This window comes from Bacillus cereus group sp. TH152-1LC, from assembly GCF_027710505.1.
Taxonomy (GTDB): domain Bacteria; phylum Bacillota; class Bacilli; order Bacillales; family Bacillaceae_G; genus Bacillus_A; species Bacillus_A mobilis.
Map to the genome: position 1 here is coordinate 550,399 of NZ_JAQFNK010000002.1, position 22,670 is coordinate 573,068.

The following is a 22,670-nucleotide window of genomic DNA, read 5'->3' on the forward strand; positions in this document are numbered from 1 at the left end:
ATATTAAAATTGTATTATGTATATGTACCAAATAAATAAAGTGAATTGTATTTCGTTCTGTTTTTAAAAATTTAAAATTCTATTATTTTTATATAAAGGTTTCTCGTCGGAGTTTTAAATATTTTGGAAATAGATCTAAGTAAGAGAAATTCACATAAAAGGGGAATGTCTTATGACAACATATACGAGTGAAATGAGAAAAAGTTTAGTTTCAGAAGAAGATGTAGATATTTTAAAAATTATGGCTCATCCAATCCGATTACAAATTGTAAATGAATTAAGTACGAGAAAAACATGTAATGTAACGCAATTAACAGAATTACTAAATATTCCACAATCGACTGTTTCGCAACATTTATCAAAAATGAAAGGTAAAGTGTTACGAGCGGAGAGAAGAGGCTTAGAAATTTATTATCACATTAATAATTTAAAAGCGAGTAAGATTGTAAGTGTTTTAGGATATATAAACTAATGAAATATTTTCATATAAAATAGCCGCTGCTGGTAAGCAGGGGCTATTTTGTGTTGTTCGTTTCACTTTATGTATTCGTATTTAAAATTTTATAGTTTTTATGATTTACAATTGTTCGATCAAATTCAAAAGTACCACCGCTTACATTTGTAATTTCAACTAAAACCGATTCAGTATAAAGTTTTAGTACAGATCCTGTAATCTTTAAATTATTTCGGTGAAAAAGTATAGTATCCCCTACGTTTGCTTTCATAGTACCTCCTCATTAAAGACAGAAATATTTTTTTATTATATATATTAAACCACGTATAGATATATTAGTGAATATTTAGTTTTGTTTATCAATAAAATATTTTTTATTTTATAAAAAATAAAGTGCATCGTAGTGTAAAAATAGTTTTTTTGATTGTATAGGAAAATCAAAATTTTGTAATCTAGCCATGATATAAATTGAGACATAATTTTTATAAAAAAAGATGATAAAACAGCTGTAAGTCGTATGGATGAAAAACAGGATAATAGCTATTTACGTATTTAATAATTCGTTTTTTGTATTTCGTCCTTCGTTTTCTGTAACTGATTCCATATTTTTGACGCTCTATCTTGTAAGTGCTTACATAAGCGGAAACATCTTATACAATGAAGATGTTAAATCAAAAGAGGTGGTCAATATGAACATAAAAAAAGTAAATTTAGCGAACAGCATTGAAATAGAAAGAGGAGGCGGAAAGGTATGAAAAAAACAAATGTTAATCCATGGCTAGTTGTCCTTGGCACAGTCATCGTACAAATGGGGCTTGGAACAATATATACATGGAGTTTATTCAATCAGCCTTTAGTTAGTAAATATGGTTGGAGTCTTAACGCAGTTGCTATAACTTTCTCAATTACTAGTCTTTCCTTAGCATTTTCAACTTTATTTGCGAGTAAATTGCAAGAAAAATGGGGACTTCGTAAACTTATTATGATAGCTGGACTAGCATTAGGGCTAGGATTAGTACTTAGTTCACAAGCTTCTTCGTTAATATTGCTGTATGTACTAGCGGGGGTTGTTGTAGGTTATGCAGATGGTACAGCATATATCACTTCATTATCCAATTTAATAAAGTGGTTTCCAAAGCGTAAAGGTCTAATTGCCGGTATTTCTGTCTCTGCATATGGTTCAGGTAGCTTAATCTTTAAATACGTTAACGCACAGTTAATTGAATCAGTTGGTGTATCACAAGCGTTTATATACTGGGGTTTAATTGTTACAGCTATGATTGTCCTTGGAGCTTGTTTAATCCATCAAGCTGCTGATCAAGGTGCAGTTCATGAAACAAAAACTCACGAATATACAACGAAAGAAATGTTAGGCACAAAACAAGTATACTTATTATTTATTATGTTATTTACATCATGTATGAGTGGCTTATACTTAATTGGTATGGTAAAAGATATTGGTGTTCAACTTGTGGGACTTAGCGCAGCAACAGCAGCTAATGCGGTGGCTATGGTTGCAATCTTCAATACATTAGGTCGTATTATTCTAGGACCGTTATCAGATAAAATCGGTCGTTTAAAAATCGTTACTGGTACTTTTGTTGTTATGGCAAGTTCAGTCTTAGTTCTAAGTTTTGTAGATTTAAATTACGGTATTTACTTCGTATGTGTTGCAAGTGTAGCGTTTTGCTTTGGTGGGAATATTACGATTTTCCCAGCTATCGTTGGTGATTTCTACGGTATGAAAAACCATAGTAAGAACTACGGAATTGTGTATCAAGGATTTGGATTTGGAGCGCTTGCAGGTTCTTTTATCGGTGCACTTCTAGGTGGATTCAAACCAACATTCATGGTGATCGGCGTATTATGTGTCGTATCATTTATTATCGCAATATTAATTCAAGCACCTAAACAGAATAAAGAAAAAGAAGAAGAGTATCGCAGTGTAGCATAAGTATATAAATCTTCTTTAGCTCTTTGATTAGAAAAAGCACCCTATTAAATAGGGTGCTTTTTTATGAATAACAACTTGTGGAATTTTCTTGAGGCAAAAAGCGAGTAAAGTATTCATTTGGATTATATTGGAATATTAAAAAGTGATACATTATATTCGAACTACTTATTAAATCTTAAATTATAAACACGATATACATTGGTAATTGCAAGATATACTTTCTCGATATTTTCAGAAAAATGTTGAGAAAATATATACTCGATTTTTTTGTAAGGCTTTGTAAATGAGGGTATCTACAGTTTATCTTCTTTAATTTTACAAAGAGGAGTAAGAATTAAATGTTTAATGTACGTGCTTATTAATACTTTTAGATGTAATTACAATGAGAAGCACTAAAATATTTTATCTGAAAAATAAAAATAGGTTGACAAGTTTATTGAGAAAGATTATCATTCGTTGTGAGAATGATAAATGAAAAACATTATCAATGAATAATATTTTGATGAAAAGTACACTTGACCAATTAGTTTAGTAAGTGTATTATTTTTTACATCGATAATGATAATCATTATCATTATTTGTTTAATTAGATTAATTTTTAAATGAAAGGATAGAGGAAATGAACTTAGGGGAATTTGATGGAAAAACGGTTTTAGTAACAGGTGCAGCCCAAGGTATAGGTAGTGTTGTTGCCAAAATGTTTTTAGAAAGAGGAGCTACAGTTATTGCGGTTGATCTAAATGAAGAGGGATTAAACGAACTCTTAAATGAAACACATATGAAAACGTTTCATTTAGATGTGAGTGATAGTACCGCAGTTGAACAGATGGTAAATGATATTGAAAATGAAATAGCACCAATAGATATATTAGTAAATGTTGCAGGGGTTTTACGTATGGGAGCGATTCACTCTTTAAGTGATGAAGATTGGAATAAAACATTCTCTGTAAATTCTACAGGCGTTTTCTATATGTCCCGAGCAGTAAGTAAACGTATGATGCAAAGAAAGTCAGGGGCAATAGTTACAGTTGGTTCAAATGCAGCAAATACCCCGAGAATGGAGATGGCTGCGTACGCTGCATCAAAAGCTGCAACGACGATGTTTATGAAATGTTTAGGATTAGAACTTGCAGCATATAACATTCGCTGTAACTTAGTTTCTCCAGGTTCAACTGAAACTGAAATGCAAAGGTTACTATGGGCTGATGAGAATGGCGCAAAAAATATAATAGCAGGTACTCAAAGTACATATAGACTCGGTATACCGTTACAAAAAATTGCACAGCCTTCAGAAGTTGCTGAAGCAGTATTGTTTTTAGCTTCAGATAAAGCGAGTCATATTACAATGCACAATTTATGTGTCGATGGCGGAGCTACATTAGGCGTTTAATAAAAAATTCAGGGGGTTACTATACTATGAATGAATTTACGGCTGTAAAGGAACTGTCAGAAAAATTATTAGAAGATTATAAGACTGAATCTTCATTCTTTTTTGCTTCTCCAACGCGAACGATATTGACAGAAGGAGAATTTACTACAGTAAAACATCGTGAAATTGAAAGTTTTCCAGAACTTGTACAGGCAGTATTACGTAATGCAAAACAAGCTGAAAATCCGAATCCTATCGTTGTGGGTGCTTTGCCATTTGATCGTAGAAAAGAAGTTCAACTTATCGTACCAGAATATTGCAGAATATCTGAACGATTACAATTAGATACAACAAATCAGCTTGAAACAAATGAGAACTTAACATTTGAAATGACGCCTGTACCAGGTCCTGAAGTGTATATGAATGGTGTGAAGCAAGGAATTGAAAAAATACAAGACGGTGATTTAAAGAAAATCGTTCTATCAAGATCGTTAGATGTTAAATCTTCCGAAAAGATTGATAAGCAAAAGCTCCTTCGAGAATTAGCAGAGCATAATAAGCACGGTTATACATTTGCTGTTAATTTACCGAAAGATGAAAACGAGAATAGTAAGACATTAATTGGAGCAAGTCCTGAGTTACTCGTTTCACGTAATGGCATGCAAGTTATTTCTAATCCGTTAGCTGGTTCAAGACCGCGTAGTGATGATCCAGTTGAAGATAAAAGAAGAGCAGAGGAATTACTTTCTTCTCCAAAAGATTTACATGAACATGCGGTAGTAGTAGAAGCGGTAGCTGCTGCGCTTCGTCCATACTGTAAAACATTACATGTTCCAGAAAAACCATCCGTGATTCATAGTGAAGCGATGTGGCATTTGTCTACTGAAGTGAAAGGTGAACTAAAGGATCCGAATACTACTTCTTTGGAATTAGCAATTGCACTTCATCCTACGCCAGCAGTTTGCGGAACGCCAATGGAAGAAGCGAGAGAGGCGATTCAAAAAATTGAGCCATTTGACCGTGAATTTTTTACAGGAATGCTAGGGTGGAGCGATTTAAATGGAGATGGTGAATGGATTGTTACAATTCGTTGTGCTGAAGTGCAAGAAAATACACTTCGACTATTTGCAGGAGCGGGAGTTGTTGCTGAGTCAAAACCAGAAGATGAGTTAGCAGAAACGTCAGCTAAATTCCAAACGATGCTGAAAGCTTTAGGTTTGAATGATAGCTCATTGAATGAAGATTAGGGGGGAGAAAGAATGCTAATAGGTTATACAAAATGGCCAAAAGAATTTGCCGATCACTATCGAGAGGAAGGGTGTTGGCTTGGTGAAACATTTGGCGGGGTCTTAAGAGAGCGTGCTGAAAAATATGGAGATCAAATTGCGGTTGTAAGTGGTAATACGCATATAACGTATAGTGAGCTTGATAAAAAAGTAGATCGCTTAGCGTCAGGTTTACTGAATTTAGGAATAAAACAAGAGGATCGAGTTGTAATCCAATTACCTAACGTTATCGAGTTTTTCGAAATATGTTTTGCGCTATTTCGAATTGGAGCACTTCCTGTCTTTGCCCTACCTTCACATCGAAGCAGTGAAATTAGTTATTTTTGTGAGTTTGGTGAGGCGAGTGCTTACGTTATTTCAGATAAGGCTCTCGGCTTTGATTATCGAAAACTAGCAAGAGAAGTGAAAGAGAAAGTGTCAACTTTACAACATGTAATTGTAGTGGGAGAAGAAGAAGAGTTTGTGAACATAAGTGATCTGTATATAGATTCTATTCCATTACCAGACGTTCAGCCAAGTGATGTTGCGTTTCTCCAATTGTCAGGAGGGACAACAGGACTTTCTAAATTAATTCCTAGAACACATGATGACTATATTTATAGCTTACGTGTTAGCGCTGAAATTTGTAATTTGAATACGGAGAGCGTCTATATGGCAGTTCTTCCAGTAGCGCACAATTACCCGATGAGTTCTCCAGGGACATTTGGAACTTTCTATGCAGGCGGAAAAGTAGTGCTAGCAACTGGAGGTAGTCCAGATGAGGCATTTGCTCTAATAGAAAAAGAAAAAGTTACGATTACTGCTCTCGTTCCGCCATTAGCAATGATCTGGCTTGATGCTGCATCTTCTCGTAATAACGATTTATCGAGCCTAGAAGTAATTCAGGTTGGTGGTGCGAAATTTGGCGCCGAAGTTGCAAAGCGTATACGCCCTACATTTGGATGTACGTTACAGCAAGTGTTCGGTATGGCAGAAGGTTTAGTAAATTACACAAGATTAAATGATCCAGAAGAAATCATCATTCATACACAAGGTAGACCGATGTCTACATACGACGAAGTAAGGGTTGTTGATGAAAATGATAACGATGTAAAAGTTGGTGAAGTAGGAAGTTTATTAACAAGAGGACCATATACAATTCGAGGCTATTATAAAGCAGAAGAGCATAATGCACGGTCATTTACAAAGGATGGATTTTATCGCACAGGAGATCTTGTGAAAGTAAATGAACAAGGTTACATCATTGTAGAAGGTAGGGATAAAGATCAAATTAACCGTGGTGGTGAGAAAGTTGCTGCGGAAGAGGTTGAAAATCATCTATTAGCACATGATGCAGTACATGATGTTGCAATTGTATCAATGCCTGACGATTATTTAGGGGAACGTACTTGTGCATTTGTTATAGCTCGCGGACAAGCTCCGACAATAAGTGAATTAAAAATGTTTTTAAGAGAACGCGGTATAGCAGCTTATAAGATTCCGGATCGAATTGAATTTATTGAATCATTCCCGCAAACAGGTGTTGGAAAGGTAAGCAAAAAAGAGTTACGTAAAGTCATTGCTGAAAAACTTATTACAGTAAAACGATAAAAAATATAAAAATTGGAAGGAAGTGATTAGATGGCTATCCCATCTATTTCAGTATACAAAATGCCAGTTGAACCAGAACTACCAAAAAATAAAGTGAACTGGACGCCAGATCCGAAACGAGCGGTTCTTCTAATCCATGACATGCAAGAATATTTTCTTGATGCCTATAGCGATAAAGAGTCACCGAAAGTAGAACTCATTTCAAATATTAAGGTGATAAGAGAAAAATGTAAGGAACTTGGTATACCAGTTGTTTATACTGCACAACCAGGTGGACAAACATTGGAACAACGAGGGTTATTACAAGACTTCTGGGGTGAGGGTATTCCTGCTGGACCAGATAAAAAGAAAATTGTTGATGAACTTACTCCTGATGAGAATGATATATTCTTAACAAAATGGAGATATAGTGCATTTAAAAAGACAAATCTATTAGAAATTTTAAATGAACAGGGAAGAGATCAACTTATTATTTGCGGTATTTATGCGCATATTGGCTGCCTTTTAACAGCTTGTGAAGCGTTTATGGATGGTATAGAGCCGTTCTTTGTAGCAGATGCAGTGGCGGATTTTTCATTAGAGCATCATAAACAAGCATTAGAGTATGCATCTAATAGATGTGCAGTGACGACATCAACCAACTTACTATTAAAAGAGTTACAAAATGTAAAAGGCGATAAGAGTGAAGTGATCACTTTACAGGAAGTACATGAACTAGTTGCACAATTACTTCGTGAACCAGTAGAAAGTATTGAGACTGATGAAGATTTATTAAATAGAGGACTTGATTCGGTCAGAATTATGAGTTTAGTAGAGAAGTGGCGTCGCGAAGGAAAAGAAATCACTTTTGCGGATTTAGCAGAGAACCCAAGCGTTGTTGATTGGTACCGCTTATTATCTCCGCAAACAGAAAATGTACTTTAATATAGACTACATAATAAAGGGGTAGTAAAGAATGCCTAATAGTCAAAAGGTTCGTCATTCGTTATCATCTGCGCAGACTGGTATGTGGTTTGCACAGCAATTAGATCCACTTAATCCGATTTATAATACTGGGGAGTATGTTGAAATAAGCGGAAATATTAATCAAGAAATTTTTGAATTAGCAGTACGTAAAGCTGTAACAGAAGCAGAAGCACTACATGTTCGTTTCGAAGAGGATGAAATGGGCCCATGGCAAGTTATTGAAGAATTACAGTTTCATATGCATTTTATAGACGTTCGTAAAGAAGAAAATCCTGAAGAAGCTGCTAAAGTATGGATGAAAAATGATTTATCTATGCCGGTCGATTTGAAGACAGATACATTATTTACTGAAGCACTTATTCAAGTTGAAAATCATCGTTTCTTTTGGTATCAGCGCATCCATCACATTGTGATGGATGGCTATGGATTTTCACTTCTTAGCCAAAAGGTAGCGAAAGAGTATACATCACTTATAGAAGAAACAAACAAGAATGAAAAGTCTTTTGGTTCTATTTCAAAAATTGTACAAGAAGACATTGAGTATCGTGAGTCGAAACAAATTCAGGAAGATCGTACTTTTTGGTTAGAGAAGTTTGCAGATGAACCAGAAGTTGTAAGTTTAGCAGAACGAGCGCCGAGAACATCAAATGGGTTTTTACGAGAAACAGCTTATTTATCCAGTTCTAGTACGAAAACTTTACTAGAAGATATTAATGTTTCGTTAACAAGTTGGCCAGAATTTATTGTCGCTGTAACAAGTATATATATGCATAAATTAACAGGTGCAAATGATATTGTTTTAGGTTTACCGATGATGGGGCGCCTCGGTTCTGCATCTATATTTACACCAAGCATGGTAATGAATTTAGTACCACTTCGTCTCACTGTAACTCCCAATATAACTTTTGCAGAATTATTGCAGCAAGTTTCTAAAGAAATCCGAGACGTACGTCGTCATCATAAATATCGCCATGAGGAATTAAGAAGAGACTTAAAGTTACTAGGTGAAAATCAAAGGTTATTCGGGCCGTTAGTGAATGTTATGCCTTTTGATTACGGGCTTAACTTTGCTGGGAATCGTGGTATTACACATAATTTATCAGCAGGACCTGTCGATGATTTATCAATAAATGTTTATAAACGTTTCGATGAAAATGAGTTAATGATTCATTTTGATGCGAATCCGGAAGTATATAATGGTGCGGAACTAGCGTTGCATAAAGAGAGATTTATGAAGTTATTAGAATTTGTGATACATGCTAATCTAAAAGACGAGTCGATTGGAAGCATAAACATTACTCTTCCTGAAGAAAATCACAAAGTCCTAATAGAATGGAATGAAACTAAAGAAGCTGAAGAGTTAATCCCTTTACCTATATTGTTTGAAAAACAAGTACAAAAAAATCCAAATAAAATAGCGGTTACGTGTAACGGAGTAGACTTTACGTATAATGAGTTAAATGAACGAGCAAATGAACTGGCACACTATTTAGTAGAAGAAGGAATAGGGTCAAATCAGTTCGTAGCTTTAGTGTTTCCAAGATCAATAGAAATGGTAGTTAGTATGCTAGCAGTTTTAAAGGCTGGTGCAGCGTATTTACCGATAGATCCAGAATATCCAGCTGAGCGAATCAATTATATTGTAAATGATGCAAAACCAGTGTGTATCATCACACATTCATCTGCTTTAGTTATAGAAAATGATATAAAAAAAATCGAATTAGATAGCGAAGAAACAGAACTAGCATTAAAAGCATATTCTCATATGAATTTACCATTTAGAAATGATGAATCACTTTTAAACCCAGCTTATACAATTTACACTTCAGGATCAACGGGAAATCCAAAAGGTGTAACTGTTCCTATGAGAGCTTTAAGTAACTTTTTATTGGCTATGGACAATATGTTTTCATTACATGAAAACGATCATTTAGTAGCAGTTACAACGTTCGCGTTTGATATTTCTGCACTAGAAATTTATTTACCTCTTATTAGTGGTGCAAGTTTAACAATCGCACAAAAAGAAGTAATTCAAGAACCTTCTGTGTTAACGGCATTGTTGCAAGAAGAAAGAGCGACAATTATGCAAGCTACACCGACCCTTTGGCAGGCGTTAGTAATGGAATATCCAGAGAGACTACAAGGGCTAAAAGTGCTTGTTGGTGGTGAAGCACTTCCAGCTCATTTAGCAAATACATTAAAAGAATTAGGTTGCTCTATTACAAACTTATATGGACCTACTGAAACGACTATTTGGTCTACTTTCAAGAACATCTATGAAAATGAAATGGGTATACCTCCTATTGGAAAGCCGATTTGGAGTACAGATGTATATGTATTAGATGCAGGATTACAACCAGTACCACCTGGAGTAATTGGTGAACTATATATTGCTGGAGAAGGACTTGCGAACGGCTATTTAGGAAAACCAGAGTTAACGGCGGAACGATTTGTTGCAAATCCTTTTGGAGAACGAGGGAAGCGCATGTACCGCACAGGTGATCTTGTGAAATGGCGTAACGATGGTGTGCTGGAATACGTGAGCCGAGCAGATCATCAAATAAAAATCCGTGGTTTCCGAATTGAATTAGCTGAAATTGAACTGGTATTACAACGACATGAAAATATTAAACAAGCAGTAGTAATGGTACGAGAAGATCGCCCGAATGATAAACGAATTATTGCGTATATCGTTGCTGAAGAGAAGGATACAATTAACTTTGCAAAAATTCGTTCTTATATTTCAGAAAGTTTAGCGAATTATATGGTACCTTCAGCGTTTGTGTTGTTAGAAGAATTACCATTAACACCAAATGGTAAGGTTGATAGAAAGAAATTACCAGCTCCTGATTTTAATGAAATGAATAAGGAGAGAGTTGCTAGAAATCCGAAAGAAGAAATATTATGTGATTTATTTGCAGAAGTACTTGGTGTTTCTCGTATTAGTATAGATGATAATTTCTTTGAAATGGGAGGCCATTCGCTTCTTGCATCTCGTTTAATGGCAAGAATTCGTGAAACGTTAAGTGTCGAATTAGGAATTGGAAAATTATTCGAATCGCCAACTGTTGCGGAACTAGCGAAACAATTAGACCGAGCAAAAAGTGCAAGACCAGCTATTAAGAAAGTAAGTAGACCAAATGAAGTTCCACTTTCATTTGCACAGCGTAGATTATGGTTCTTAAATTGTTTAGAAGGTCCAAGCCCTACTTATAATATCCCGTTAGTCATTCGTTTGACTGGAAAGTTGAATGAGGAAGCATTGCAAGGTGCTTTTTATGATGTAGTCGAGAAACATGAAACACTGAGAACAATTTTCCCTAACGTATTAGGTAGTTCTTATCAGAAAATTTTAGATATAGAAAATTTAAATCTAGAAATGATTAAAACAAAAACATGTAAAGATGAATTAGAAAGTATGATTGCAGAGGCGGTAAGATATAGCTTTAACCTAGATGTTGAACCAGCAGTTCGTTTGCAGCTATTTACAGTGAATGAAAACGAACATGTATTACTAATTCTATTGCACCATATTGTTGGGGATGGCTGGTCATTACAACCGTTAACGAGAGATTTTACAGCGGCCTATAAAGCACGATGGCAAGGGGAGAGAGTACAGCTGGAGACACTTCCAGTTCAATACGCAGATTATGCACTATGGCAACAGCAATTGCTAGGTGATGAAACTACACGAGAGAGTCTCATTTCAACACAATTAGATTTTTGGAAACAAGAGTTAAAGGGTTTACCAGATCAATTGGAATTGCCTACAGATTATCAGCGTCCAATTGAAACGAGTTACCGAGGAGAAACAATTCATTTTCAAATAGATGCAGGCATGCATAGTAGGTTAGTAGAGCTTGCACGGAAAAACGGAGTTAGTTTGTTTATGGTGTTGCAAGCAGGGCTTAGTGCACTATTTACAAGATTAGGTGCAGGTACTGATATACCAATCGGAAGTCCAATTGCTGGAAGAAACGATGATGCTCTCTCTGATATTGTCGGTTTATTTGTAAATACATTAGTGTTACGTACAAATACATCAGGAGATCCAAGCTTTAAAGAATTATTGAATAGAGTGAAACAATCAAATCTTGCAGCTTATGAAAATCAAGATGTTCCATTCGAACGACTCGTTGAAGTGTTAAATCCAGTACGTACTCGAAATAGTCATCCGCTATTTCAAGTTATGTTAGCTTTCCAAAATACGCCAGAAGCGACCTTTGATGCTCCGGATATAGAAGCGAACCTTGAAATTCAAAGCGTTGGCTCTGCGAAATTTGATTTAACATTTGAAATTAGCGAGAGTAACGGAGTTGATGGTACGCCAAATGGCTTACACGGATTGTTAGAGTTTAGTACTGATTTATATAAACGTGAAACGGTTCAAAAATTAATAGAAAGATACATTCTATTATTAGACGATGCGGCGAAAAATCAGGATCAATCAATTGGTAGACTAGAAATATTAACTTTGGCAGAGAAAAATACAGTGTTAGAAAAGTGGAATGGCGGTTTTCAAATTGTACCAGAAATGACATTACCACAATTATTTGAAAAACAGGCTTATATAAATCCGAATTCTATTGCTGTCGTCTTTGAAGATGAAAAATTAACTTATGAAGAATTGAATAAAAAAGCAAATAAAATAGCTCGATTGTTAATAGCAAAAGGAATCGGTCCGGATCAACTCGTTGCTTTAGCAATGCCGAGATCTTTAAATATGGTTGTAAGTTTACTCGCGGTTCTTAAAGCAGGAGCAGGTTATCTTCCATTAGATCCAGATTACCCGTCTGAACGTATTTCATTTATGCTCCACGATGCGAAACCATCATGTGTTTTAACAAATTCAGATGTGGAAATTGAATGTAATGAGGAACTGAAAGTTTTAGTCGATGATGAAAAAGTAATAAAAGAAATAGTGAAATATAGTGAAGATAATATTGATGAAATGGAGCGTGTGAAGCCATTAACGCCTTCACATATTGCTTACGTTATTTATACGTCAGGCTCAACAGGTAGACCGAAAGGCGTTATAATACCTCATCAAAACGTAGTAAGACTTTTAGGAGCAACTGATCATTGGTTCCAGTTTGACGCAGACGATGTGTGGACGATGTTCCATTCCTATGCTTTTGATTTCTCGGTTTGGGAAATCTGGGGACCTTTATTATATGGAGGGCGTCTAGTCGTAGTACCACATACTGTAAGTCGTTCGCCGAAAGAATTTTTACAACTTATTGTTAAGGAAAAGGTTACTGTTTTAAACCAAACACCATCAGCGTTCTATCAATTGATGCAAGCAGATCGTGAAAATGAAGAGATTGGTCAAACATTATCTTTACGATATGTTGTTTTTGGAGGAGAAGCACTTGAGCTAAGTCGATTAGAAGATTGGTATAGTCGACATCCTCATAACGCACCAAAGCTTATTAATATGTACGGTATTACAGAGACGACAGTACATGTTAGTTATATTGAGTTAGATGAGAATATTGTTTCTTTACGTGCGAATAGTTTAATTGGTTGCAGTATACCAGACCTTAAAGTATACGTATTAGACAACTATTTACAACCAGTGCCACCTGGAGTAGTGGGAGAAATGTATGTTGCAGGTGCTGGGCTTGCTCGTGGTTATTTAGGAAGAGCGGGCTTAACTGCAGAACGCTTTATTGCAGATCCATTTGGTAAGCCAGGTACAAGAATGTATCGTACAGGAGACTTAGCTCGTTGGCGTAAAGATGGGACGCTAGATTATATAGGGCGTGCAGATCACCAAATAAAAATTCGTGGATTCCGAATTGAATTAGGAGAAATAGAAGCGGTTATAATGAAACACCCTAAAGTTGAGCAAGTAGCTGTTATTGTACGGGAAGATCAACCAGGGGATAAACGATTAGTATCTTATATCGTCGCATCTAATAATGAAATGGTTGATACGAATGAAATGCGTCAGCATGCTGGAGGTAGTTTACCAGATTACATGGTTCCATACGCTTTTGTAGTAGTAAATGAGTTACCTTTAACTCCAAACGGTAAATTAGATAAAAAGGCATTGCCAGCTCCAGAATTTATCGCTTCATCTTCTAGTCGTGGACCAAGAACACCGCAAGAAGAAATGTTATGTGACTTATTTACAGAGATTTTAAGTGTACCTCAAATTGGAATTGATGACGGATTCTTTGATCTTGGAGGCCATTCACTTCTTGCGGTGCAGCTTATGAGCCGAATTAAAGAAGCGCTTGGAGTGGAATTAAATATTGGAACTTTATTTGCAGCACCTACTGTTGCAGGGCTTGCGGAAAGACTTGAAATGGGAAATGGTCAAAGTGCACTTGATGTGTTGCTTCCATTACGAGCAAGCGGAGACCAATTGCCACTATTTTGTGTACACCCAGCAGGTGGATTAAGTTGGTGCTATGCAGGACTTATGAAATCTTTAGGAACAGATTATCCAATCTACGGTGTCCAAGCACGTGGTATCGCTAAAAATGAAGAACTTCCAACAAGTTTAGAGGAGATGGCGGCGGATTATTTAAAACACGTTCGTGAAGTACAGCCTCACGGACCATATCGTTTACTCGGTTGGTCGCTCGGAGGAAATGTTGTGCATGCAATGGCGGCGCAACTGCAAAATGAAGGGGAAGAAGTAGAAGTACTCGTTATGCTAGATTCTTATCCTGGTCACTTCTTACCGAATACGGAAGCACCTACTGAAGAAGAAGCGTTAATCGCATTACTTGCTTTAGGTGGATATGATCCAGATAACATGGATGGTAAACCACTTACGATGGAAAGTGCAGTAGAAATACTTCGTAAGGATGGAAGTGCATTAGCAAGTCTTGAAGAAGAGACGATTTTAAATTTGAAAGAAACGTATGTAAATTCGGTAGGGTTGTTAGGGAAATATGTACCGAAAGTTTATAACGGAGATATTTTATTCTTTAGATCTACTGTTATACCAGACTGGTTTGATCCTATTTCTCCAAATACGTGGTTAAATTATTTAGACGGGGAAATTGTGCAACACGATATTGATTGTAGACATAAAGATTTATGTCAACCAGGACCACTTACAGAAATTGGACAAGTATTAGCGGAATATTTGCAGGATAAGAAAGGGGTAAGTACAGTATGACGAATCCATTTGAAAATGATAATTACACATATAGAGTATTAAAAAATGAGGAGGGCCAGTATTCTCTCTGGCCTGTCTTTCTTGATGTACCGATTGGTTGGAATGTTGTACATGAAGAGGCTAGTAGGAATGATTGTTTACAATATGTTGAAAATAAGTGGGAAGATTTGAATCCAAAAAGTAATCAAGTTGGCGAAAAAATATTAGTAGGAAAACGATAATGAAGGAAAAAATAAATCCGAAAGTAGTTGTAAGTATCGTATATATAACAGCGATGTTTATGGCTGCGATGGATGCAACAATTGTGAATGTAGCATTGCAAACGATAAGTAAAGAATTACAAGTTCCTCCATCTGCTATGGGGACAGTTAATGTTGGATATTTAGTTAGCTTAGCTGTTTTCCTTCCGATTTCTGGTTGGTTAGGAGATCGCTTCGGTACGAAAAGAGTATTTCTAACCGCTCTTTTCGTATTTACTACTGCGTCTGCATTATGCGGAGTAGCGAACGATATTACTTCATTGAATATTTTTCGTATCATGCAAGGTGCTGGCGGGGGGCTTTTAACACCGGTTGGGATGGCGATGTTATTCCGAACATTTTCACCAGAGGAAAGGCCGAAAATTTCAAGGTTTATTGTGTTGCCAATTGCTGTCGCACCGGCAGTAGGACCAATTATTGGTGGTTTCTTTGTAGATCAAATGTCTTGGCGCTGGGCATTTTATATTAATGTACCGTTTGGAATTGTAGCGTTACTATTCGGTCTACTATTTTTAAAAGAGCATATTGAAAAATCAGCTGGTCGCTTTGATTCTCTCGGTTTTGTTCTTTCAGCACCAGGATTTGCGATGCTTATCTATGCACTTAGCCAAGGTCCATCAAAGGGCTGGGGTTCTCCAGAGATTATAAGTACTGGAATAGCTGGGAGTATATTCATTACATTGTTTATCATTGTTGAACTTAAAGTACAGCAACCGATGTTAGATTTACGCTTATTAAAAGAACCAGTCTTTAGAAAAATGAGCCTTATTTCATTGTTTTCATCTGCTGGTTTACTGGGCATGTTATTTGTTTTTCCACTTATGTATCAAAATGTAATAGGAGTTTCCGCACTGGAATCAGGTCTTACGACATTCCCAGAGGCGATTGGATTAATGATATCGTCACAGATTGTACCATGGTCTTATAAGAAATTAGGAGCTCGCAAAGTAATTTCTATTGGATTAGCTTGTACAGCGGTTATCTTTGTATTATTAAGTTTTGTAAATCACGATACGAATCCATGGCAAATACGGGCATTATTGTTTGGCATAGGTATTTTCTTAGGCCAGTCTGTTGGAGCAGTTCAATTTTCTGCATTTAACAATATCATGCCACCTTCTATGGGGAGAGCAACGACTATATTCAATGTGCAAAATCGATTAGGATCTGCAATAGGAGTTGCTGTTTTAGCTAGCATATTATCTGGATTTGGAAGTCATGAAATACAGAATCATACACAGTCAGATTTCTTACCATATCAAGCTGCATTAATTGGATCGGCAATGTTTTTACTCGTAGCATTACTATTTTCTTTACGTATTTCTGATAAAGAGGTAATGTCAAAGAAGAAAAAGCAGTTACCTGTATTAAACAAAGAGAAAGCAGTTGTAAACGAATAAGCTATAGAGTAGTAATAATACTCTTTTGAAATAAAATGATATTGTTTGTTAGAAGGAGAGAGTTTACATGATAGAAAGTAAAGTTGTAGATTCTGTACCAACTCTTAGTGAGAATGATTGTCAAATATGGTGGGGAAGAATTTCAGATTTACAATCATGGCATTACAATTTACTAAATGACGTTGAACGAGAGAAAGTAAATTCATATCATCATTCGGTAGATCGCGCACGATTTATAATAGGTTGTGTAATTAGTAGATTAGTTCTTGGAAAGATACTTTCTATGTCGCCAGTCCAAGTACCGATTGATCGAATGTGCCCAGTATGTAAATTACAACATGGCAGACCGCAATTACCAGAAGGAATGCCGCAGTTATCTGTTTCGCATTCAGGTGAGTGGGTTGTTGTTGCATTCACAAAGTCTGCACCTGTAGGCGTTGATGTTGAACAAATGAATCCAAATGTAGATGTTATGAAAATGGCAGAGGGCGTATTAACAGACACTGAAATAGCACAAGTTATGAAATTACCTAATGAACTGAAAATAGAAGGTTTTTTAACATATTGGACTCGAAAAGAAGCAATACTAAAAGCGACAGGTGAAGGACTAATGATTCCGCCAGTACATATTACTGTGTCGGCTCCAAATGATCCTCCAAATTTGTTAGTTTTTAAGGATAGGCAAGAATTAGTAGAAAATACAATGATGGCACATATAAGGCCTAGTGTAGATTATATGGCTTCCATTGCAATATTTAGTAAAGAAGTAACTGAAATCACACAGTTAGATGCAGTAGCGCTTTTAAATTATAAATAAGTTAAATAAAAAATCTTATAGAAGAGGTGTTCCTCATGTTAGTAGCGGAAAATAGAACAAATGAATTCACTTATAATGTACAAGCAATTAAAAATATTTTATTTTCTGGAGATACATCATCTATTCATGCTTTAGAAAAGCTTTTGAATGATACAGTTCAGTTTGATGTTCTTGAACAAGAGGTAATTGATAGACAGTACATCCCGAAAGAAGCAAAGAATTTCTTTGATAAAAACGGAACATTTCTTTACCGTGTATCCCATGTTAGTTATAAAGGAAAAGTATTATCTGAAAATCTCATTTTTGCGGATACTTCGTTTTTACCAAATACAATAAAGAGTGATTTCGAGAGTGGAAATATTCCAGTTGAAAAACTTATAGAAAAGATGGAAGTAAGAAGGAACGTATTATATGAAGGATATCAGCCGTCTGGAAATATTATTGAATTGTTTGATGGATGCTCTGTTACGGCGAACGTGTATCCAACTAGAAAATATCAAATTGTTAGTAATTGCAAATGTATATTTTATATTTGTGAAGTATATCATGCTGAGAATATAAAAAATCTGCTTAAATAAGAAATAAACAAAAAACCAGCCATTTTATAGGCTGGTTTCTTGTTTATTTAACAGCTTCTTTTAACTCTTTACCTGCTTTAAATGCTGGAACTTTACCAGCAGCGATTTGAATCTCTTCGCCAGTTTGTGGGTTACGTCCTGTACGAGCAGATCTTTCGCGCACTTCAAAAGTTCCAAAGCCAATCAATTGTACTTTATCGCCAGATTGTAATGCAGTAGCAATTGTGTCAAATACGGATTGTACCGCTGCAGAAGCTTCCTTTTGAGAAATATCAGCGGATTGTGCCACGTTTTTAACTAATTCTGTTTTGTTCATGTTTTCACCTCATAAAAAATTTTTTAGAATGAATGTTTTAGTATAATGGATAGTATAGAGAAAGCAAATTATCTGGTTAGAAAGAATGCTATATAGTTATGTTAACTTCGTTGTAAGAAACTGAATCCTTGCTAATAATTAGGGATTAATTAAGAATTGATGTATAGAAAACGCTGTAGTATGAGGATGAGGGGGAGTATACGGATGATTTTTCGTGAAAAAGATGAGAAAGAAAGTATATTAATTCGTCAACATGATCACGGTTTTTTAGCTGGGGAAATTGCGAAGCATATAAAAGAAGATTTTTTTGATGATGACACGTACTTAAAAGCGGCTATTGATGCAATATATGAGCATGATAGAGGATGGATAGAACTTGATAAAGTGCCAATTTTGAATGATGCTAAAAATATCCCATATACATTTATGGACTGTCCAAGTTCATTACGCTTTGTTTTTTATACGATTGGTTTGAATGAAATTGAAGATTCAAATCCATACGGAGCATTACTTTGTAGTAAACATTTTTTATCATTTCCATTAAATGAGGAAGATGAAGAGATGATGTCATTTTATACAGGGGAATTGGAACGACAAAAAAGAATTTTGGGAACGTTAACAAAAGAACAATTTGCGATGTTCGATAAACATTATAGATTATTAAAGTTTTGCGATGAACTTTCTTTATATGTATGTATGAATAAACCTGGTGTAGAAAAGGAAAATGAAATCGATTTGTTTAAAGATGGTTTTGAAGGAACAGAAATGTTTAATAGTAAAGAAGGGAAAACTATTCAAGCTGAATGGGTAGATGAGGAAACAATTCGGATTACACCGTTTCCATTTCAAACTGAATTTCATACGTATGTAAAATATAAAACTATAAATAAACGTGAAATTGAAGAAAAAGGAATTGTAAAGGCTGATAGGGAATCAGAAATGAAGAAACAAACCATTCATTTCATACAATAGGGGGGCGATTTTGATTGAAAGAGTACATGTTAAAACAGGTGGATTACCATGCTTGGGCTAATATACGATTATTCAATCGACTAAAAGAATTACCAAGCTATGAGACTATTATTAATGAACAGATACAGAGTGTATTTCCATCAATTAAGGATACTTTTGCACATATGTATATTACAGATCAAGTGTGGTTACACATATTGCATGGTAAAAGTATGAATGAAGCAATACAAGACCGAGAAAGTTTACGAACACAAATCGAAAATAAATCGTTATACGAATTAGAAAAAATGTTTGAAAACATGGTGAATCAATATAAAGACTTTTTAAATACAATACAAGACGTGAATGCTGTGTTTGTTATCGAGAATCCATATGCAGGGAAATTAGAAAATTCGATTTTAGAGTTAGTACAACATGTCGTAAATCATGGGACATATCATAGAGGAAATATAACAGCAATGATTCATCAACTTGGTCATTCATCGATAATGACGGACTTTGTGCTGTATTTACATATGGTACAGAAGAAAGTGAAATAGGTAAAAAAAAGAATGGCTTATTATAGATAAGCCATTCTTTTTTAGTGATTAACTTGCCTGCTTTTTATGACGTTCTTTCAATTTCTCTGCTTGTAAAAAGCGATTTGTTTCAGCTACAACAATACCACTTAACCCAATCAGACCAATTAAGTTTGGAATCGCCATAAGTCCATTTGCAATATCAGCAAATGTCCATACAATGCCTAGTTTTAAATTAGCCCCAATAGCAATCATGACGATAAAGATAGCTTTATAATATTTAACAGCTCCTTCACCGAATAAATAAGCTACACACTTCTCACCGTAATACGACCAGCCTAAAATAGTAGAGTAGGCGAATAATATAATCGCGATACCGAGAATCATACTACCTGCAGTACCAAATACAGATTGGAAGGCTAATGTGGTAGCTTCAACACCAGTTTTTCCTGACTTCCATGCACCTGTAGTAATTAATACAAGTCCTGTAATAGTACATACAATAAACGTATCTAGAAAAGTACCAGTCATTGAAACTAAAGCTTGTTTTGCAGGTGAATCAGTTTTAGCAGCCGCTGCGGCAATAGGCGCACTACCTAAACCAGCTTCGTTCGCAAATACACCGCGCGCCATTCCAATTTGGATAGCAGATGCAACTGTTGCACCGATAAAACCTCCAGCAGCTGCAGTACCAGTAAACGCACCAGAAAAAATAAGTGAAAATGCTTCTGGAATTTGATCGTAGTGATAGAAAATAATAATAAGACCAGCAATGATATAAAAGAAAGCTTTAATAGGAACGATATATCCTGTCACTTTCCCAATTTTTTTAACGCCGCCTAAAATAACAATAGCAATTAAAAAGGACATGAATATACCAGTTAAAGCAGGGGGGAAAGAGAAATTAATTCGCATTGCCTCTGCTACAGAGTTAGATTGCACCATATTACCGATACCGAAAGAAGCAGTTGTACCGAATATAGCAAATAAAACCGCAAGCCATTTCTTACCTAAACCACGTTCTAAATAATACATTGGTCCACCTGAATATTCACCATTTTCATTGCTAACACGGTATTTCACCGCAAGAATTGCTTCGGCATATTTTGTTGCCATACCGAACAAAGCAGTAATCCACATCCAAAAGATTGCACCGGGTCCACCGATTGTCACAGCAGTTGCAACACCGGCTATATTTCCCATACCAATCGTTGCCGCCATAGCTGTCATAAGTGCTTGGAAGTGGCTAATATCTCCAGAGGAAGATGTATCTTCTGATTTTTTAAATGCTAGTTTGTGAGCGTATAATAGTTTACTAAATTGTAAACCTTTTAAACGCACTGTGAGAATGATACCAGTACCAATGAGTAACAACAATGTTGGTAATCCCCACACATAGTGATTGATTTGTTCTAATACTGTACTTACTGTCTCCATCTGTATTCTCCTTTTTTAGAAAAAATAAAAACCACTTCAAGTAAATGAAATGGTCTCTGGAGAAACAAGGGATAGAAAAATAAACCGATACAAATCGGCTTTTTCTTTCGCTTGTCTCTGTCCTTTTACCTGAGAGATTATCCGCTATAGTAGCGGATTTGCTCCTTCGGTGCTCGTTTTCCTCCGCGCTATATAAAGCGAGAGGGAGTCTCTCCAGAGATTCGTCCCCATGCAGTTCTACTTGTAACCAAGACCTGAGAGTTTCAAAGTTGGTTTTACAACTTTTTGCCCCGTCGGTAGATCAATTGATCTTCTCCTGAATGGTTCATCCGAATTATAAAAATTATAAGATCATTGATTGTAAATCAATAAAAATATTATAGACAGACAAAATGTGAAATGCAATCTTTTTTTATTTTAAAATAGTAACCAGTTTTATTTTTTTGCAAGTCTTAACTTAACTTCAACTTCATTTAACGTAGATAAAGCGAGAACAATATGTTGATCCGCAAGTCCTAAAGCATGTTTAGTATTTTCAATTGTTTCATTGGATGGAGTAGAGTTATTTGCTCCGTCTATGATTAAATCTGCTGCATTTTTCATAAATTTAGAAGCAGTCTTAAATTCAGTTGTGAAATAAACTAGTTGTTCTTGTATTTGTACTTCCGATATATTTTCATTAATTTTCAAAGTATCTATTTCGTTTATAATTTTTTCGTATTGCTTGGAAATAGCAGTCATTGTGACTAATAGTTTATCTCTGTCTACTGAGCCTCCGTTCGTGTTAATTTCTTCCCAGGCAGGCAACCAATCTTTTTCGATTATGTCATTATAATTTGTAGTTAATTCATCAATTTTTGGTTGTAATTTAGTTTTAAAACTTTTTGTATCAACTGTTTCTACGGTAGTTTTTGCGTTATTATTTTTATCTTTAGTTGCGTAGAAAATCGTACAGGTAATAATAAAAATAGAAATAGCTATTGTCCATTTATTAAAAAATAATTTCTTCAACGGGTAATACCTCCAAAAAAATCTTTTAATTGTAATATATAACAATAATATTGTTAATGGTAGAGAAAATAGTCTGGAATTGATTTTAATTATGTTTTTTCTATACATAAATAATTAATATTAGTAAAATGATGAAAGTTATATGTGAGAAGAGAGAGTTTTTAGTGAAAATGAATAGAAGAAAACTAGTTTCAAATATTTCAACGGTTGTGTTATTAGTTGGTTTATTTACACTTATATATTTAGACAAAGAATCTAAAATTGAAGATTTTCCAGTACCAATGTCAGCAATCCATATTAACGATGATAAGGAAGAGGATTATAAATATATAAGTGTAATGCCTATTACAAAGGCAAGTGGATGGGAGAACTTAGGGGAAAACGGGCATACTGTTAGTTTTAAAAAAGGGGAGAGGAATGTAGCTGTAATACATTATCCGGGAGAACTAACGTATTATTTATTTGAGCAAAGGGTGAATAAGGGAGATAAGAAAAAGATGTAATTCGTTATGGAGTACATCTTTTCTTTTGATTCGGAATTATTTGAAATAAAAACGGATAGATGGTTTGATAGATGTAGTGATAAATATGATTCGTTCTATAT

General features: G+C 35.2%; 18 protein-coding genes and 1 riboswitch. Of the genes, 14 read left to right on the plus strand and 4 right to left on the minus strand.

Going from position 1 to position 22,670, the window contains the following annotated elements; genetic code table 11:
• The first annotated feature begins 172 nt into the window (after positions 1-172).
• A complete protein-coding gene (locus tag PDL00_RS09315) occupies positions 173-472 on the plus strand; it encodes an ArsR/SmtB family transcription factor (RefSeq protein WP_000214798.1) in 300 nt (99 codons plus the stop codon).
• Between the two features lie 67 nt (positions 473-539).
• Here the strand turns inward: PDL00_RS09315 and PDL00_RS09320 are convergent, their stop codons facing one another.
• On the minus strand, positions 540-725 hold the full coding sequence (locus PDL00_RS09320; protein ID WP_270728703.1) for a YkvS family protein: 186 nt from the start codon (positions 723-725) through the stop codon (positions 540-542).
• 480 nt (positions 726-1,205) lie between these two features.
• On the opposite strand from PDL00_RS09320, the gene PDL00_RS09325 reads away from it, so the two are divergent.
• From PDL00_RS09325 to PDL00_RS09370, 10 genes are all read left to right on the plus strand, one after another.
• On the plus strand, positions 1,206-2,408 hold the full coding sequence (locus tag PDL00_RS09325) for an L-lactate MFS transporter (protein ID WP_270728704.1): 1,203 nt from the start codon (positions 1,206-1,208) through the stop codon (positions 2,406-2,408).
• Positions 2,409-3,027: 619 nt separating this feature from the next.
• Positions 3,028-3,798: a 2,3-dihydro-2,3-dihydroxybenzoate dehydrogenase gene (gene dhbA / locus PDL00_RS09330; RefSeq protein ID WP_270728705.1), complete on the plus strand. Its 771-nt coding sequence runs from the start codon at positions 3,028-3,030 to the stop codon at positions 3,796-3,798.
• A gap of 26 nt (positions 3,799-3,824) precedes the next feature.
• Positions 3,825-5,024, plus strand: coding sequence for an isochorismate synthase DhbC (gene dhbC, locus PDL00_RS09335; protein ID WP_270728706.1), 1,200 nt, complete (start codon positions 3,825-3,827; stop codon positions 5,022-5,024).
• A gap of 12 nt (positions 5,025-5,036) precedes the next feature.
• Positions 5,037-6,653 (plus strand): (2,3-dihydroxybenzoyl)adenylate synthase, encoded by a 1,617-nt coding sequence (locus PDL00_RS09340; protein WP_270728707.1) that lies wholly within the window; start codon positions 5,037-5,039, stop codon positions 6,651-6,653.
• 30 nt (positions 6,654-6,683) lie between these two features.
• A complete protein-coding gene (locus tag PDL00_RS09345) occupies positions 6,684-7,577 on the plus strand; it encodes an isochorismatase family protein (RefSeq protein WP_270728708.1) in 894 nt (297 codons plus the stop codon).
• 31 nt (positions 7,578-7,608) lie between these two features.
• The gene (locus PDL00_RS09350; protein ID WP_270728721.1) at positions 7,609-14,757 is read left to right on the plus strand and encodes an amino acid adenylation domain-containing protein; all 7,149 of its coding nucleotides are present in this window, start codon (positions 7,609-7,611) and stop codon (positions 14,755-14,757) included.
• A complete protein-coding gene (locus tag PDL00_RS09355; protein WP_242253804.1) occupies positions 14,754-14,978 on the plus strand; it encodes an MbtH family protein in 225 nt (74 codons plus the stop codon). Before PDL00_RS09350 ends, PDL00_RS09355 begins: the two co-directional genes overlap by 4 nt.
• Positions 14,978-16,417, plus strand: a complete 1,440-nt coding sequence (locus PDL00_RS09360; protein ID WP_242253803.1) for an MDR family MFS transporter — start codon at positions 14,978-14,980, stop codon at positions 16,415-16,417. Before PDL00_RS09355 ends, PDL00_RS09360 begins: the two co-directional genes overlap by 1 nt.
• Positions 16,418-16,484: 67 nt before the next feature.
• Entirely contained in the window at positions 16,485-17,234 is a 750-nt protein-coding gene (sfp, locus tag PDL00_RS09365; RefSeq protein WP_242253802.1) for a 4'-phosphopantetheinyl transferase Sfp, read from the plus strand.
• Positions 17,235-17,269: 35 nt separating this feature from the next.
• Positions 17,270-17,812, plus strand: coding sequence for a chorismate pyruvate-lyase family protein (locus PDL00_RS09370; RefSeq protein WP_270728723.1), 543 nt, complete (start codon positions 17,270-17,272; stop codon positions 17,810-17,812).
• Positions 17,813-17,855: 43 nt separating this feature from the next.
• On the opposite strand, the gene PDL00_RS09375 is transcribed toward PDL00_RS09370, so the two are convergent.
• Complete coding sequence (locus PDL00_RS09375) at positions 17,856-18,128, minus strand: HU family DNA-binding protein (protein WP_001043960.1); 273 nt, start codon at positions 18,126-18,128, stop codon at positions 17,856-17,858.
• 204 nt (positions 18,129-18,332) lie between these two features.
• On the opposite strand from PDL00_RS09375, the gene PDL00_RS09380 reads away from it, so the two are divergent.
• Positions 18,333-19,100, plus strand: a complete 768-nt coding sequence (locus PDL00_RS09380; RefSeq protein WP_270728726.1) for a DUF3891 family protein — start codon at positions 18,333-18,335, stop codon at positions 19,098-19,100.
• 14 nt (positions 19,101-19,114) lie between these two features.
• Entirely contained in the window at positions 19,115-19,639 is a 525-nt protein-coding gene (locus PDL00_RS09385; RefSeq protein ID WP_242253799.1) for a DinB family protein, read from the plus strand.
• Between the two features lie 48 nt (positions 19,640-19,687).
• Here PDL00_RS09385 and PDL00_RS09390 read toward each other — a convergent pair whose 3' ends face one another.
• Entirely contained in the window at positions 19,688-21,055 is a 1,368-nt protein-coding gene (locus PDL00_RS09390; protein ID WP_270728729.1) for an alanine/glycine:cation symporter family protein, read from the minus strand.
• A gap of 107 nt (positions 21,056-21,162) precedes the next feature.
• A riboswitch (glycine riboswitch) is annotated at positions 21,163-21,282 on the minus strand.
• Positions 21,283-21,490: 208 nt separating this feature from the next.
• On the minus strand, positions 21,491-22,066 hold the full coding sequence (locus PDL00_RS09395; RefSeq protein ID WP_270728731.1) for a hypothetical protein: 576 nt from the start codon (positions 22,064-22,066) through the stop codon (positions 21,491-21,493).
• A 128-nt stretch (positions 22,067-22,194) separates the two neighbouring features.
• Between PDL00_RS09395 and PDL00_RS09400 the strand changes: the two genes are divergently transcribed.
• Positions 22,195-22,569: a hypothetical protein gene (locus PDL00_RS09400; protein ID WP_270728733.1), complete on the plus strand. Its 375-nt coding sequence runs from the start codon at positions 22,195-22,197 to the stop codon at positions 22,567-22,569.
• Positions 22,570-22,670 lie beyond the last annotated feature (101 nt).

Bases quoted from the DNA above. Each gene is read 5' to 3' on its own strand.
- PDL00_RS09315 (WP_000214798.1), top strand. From the start codon at position 173: ATGACAACATATACGAGTGAAATGAGAAAAAGTTTAGTTTCAGAAGAA.
- PDL00_RS09320 (WP_270728703.1), bottom strand. From the start codon at position 725: ATGAAAGCAAACGTAGGGGATACTATACTTTTTCACCGAAATAATTTA.
- PDL00_RS09325 (WP_270728704.1), top strand. From the start codon at position 1,206: ATGAAAAAAACAAATGTTAATCCATGGCTAGTTGTCCTTGGCACAGTC.
- dhbA (WP_270728705.1), top strand. From the start codon at position 3,028: ATGAACTTAGGGGAATTTGATGGAAAAACGGTTTTAGTAACAGGTGCA.
- dhbC (WP_270728706.1), top strand. From the start codon at position 3,825: ATGAATGAATTTACGGCTGTAAAGGAACTGTCAGAAAAATTATTAGAA.
- PDL00_RS09340 (WP_270728707.1), top strand. From the start codon at position 5,037: ATGCTAATAGGTTATACAAAATGGCCAAAAGAATTTGCCGATCACTAT.
- PDL00_RS09345 (WP_270728708.1), top strand. From the start codon at position 6,684: ATGGCTATCCCATCTATTTCAGTATACAAAATGCCAGTTGAACCAGAA.
- PDL00_RS09350 (WP_270728721.1), top strand. From the start codon at position 7,609: ATGCCTAATAGTCAAAAGGTTCGTCATTCGTTATCATCTGCGCAGACT.
- PDL00_RS09355 (WP_242253804.1), top strand. From the start codon at position 14,754: ATGACGAATCCATTTGAAAATGATAATTACACATATAGAGTATTAAAA.
- PDL00_RS09360 (WP_242253803.1), top strand. From the start codon at position 14,978: ATGAAGGAAAAAATAAATCCGAAAGTAGTTGTAAGTATCGTATATATA.
- sfp (WP_242253802.1), top strand. From the start codon at position 16,485: ATGATAGAAAGTAAAGTTGTAGATTCTGTACCAACTCTTAGTGAGAAT.
- PDL00_RS09370 (WP_270728723.1), top strand. From the start codon at position 17,270: ATGTTAGTAGCGGAAAATAGAACAAATGAATTCACTTATAATGTACAA.
- PDL00_RS09375 (WP_001043960.1), bottom strand. From the start codon at position 18,128: ATGAACAAAACAGAATTAGTTAAAAACGTGGCACAATCCGCTGATATT.
- PDL00_RS09380 (WP_270728726.1), top strand. From the start codon at position 18,333: ATGATTTTTCGTGAAAAAGATGAGAAAGAAAGTATATTAATTCGTCAA.
- PDL00_RS09390 (WP_270728729.1), bottom strand. From the start codon at position 21,055: ATGGAGACAGTAAGTACAGTATTAGAACAAATCAATCACTATGTGTGG.
- PDL00_RS09400 (WP_270728733.1), top strand. From the start codon at position 22,195: ATGATGAAAGTTATATGTGAGAAGAGAGAGTTTTTAGTGAAAATGAAT.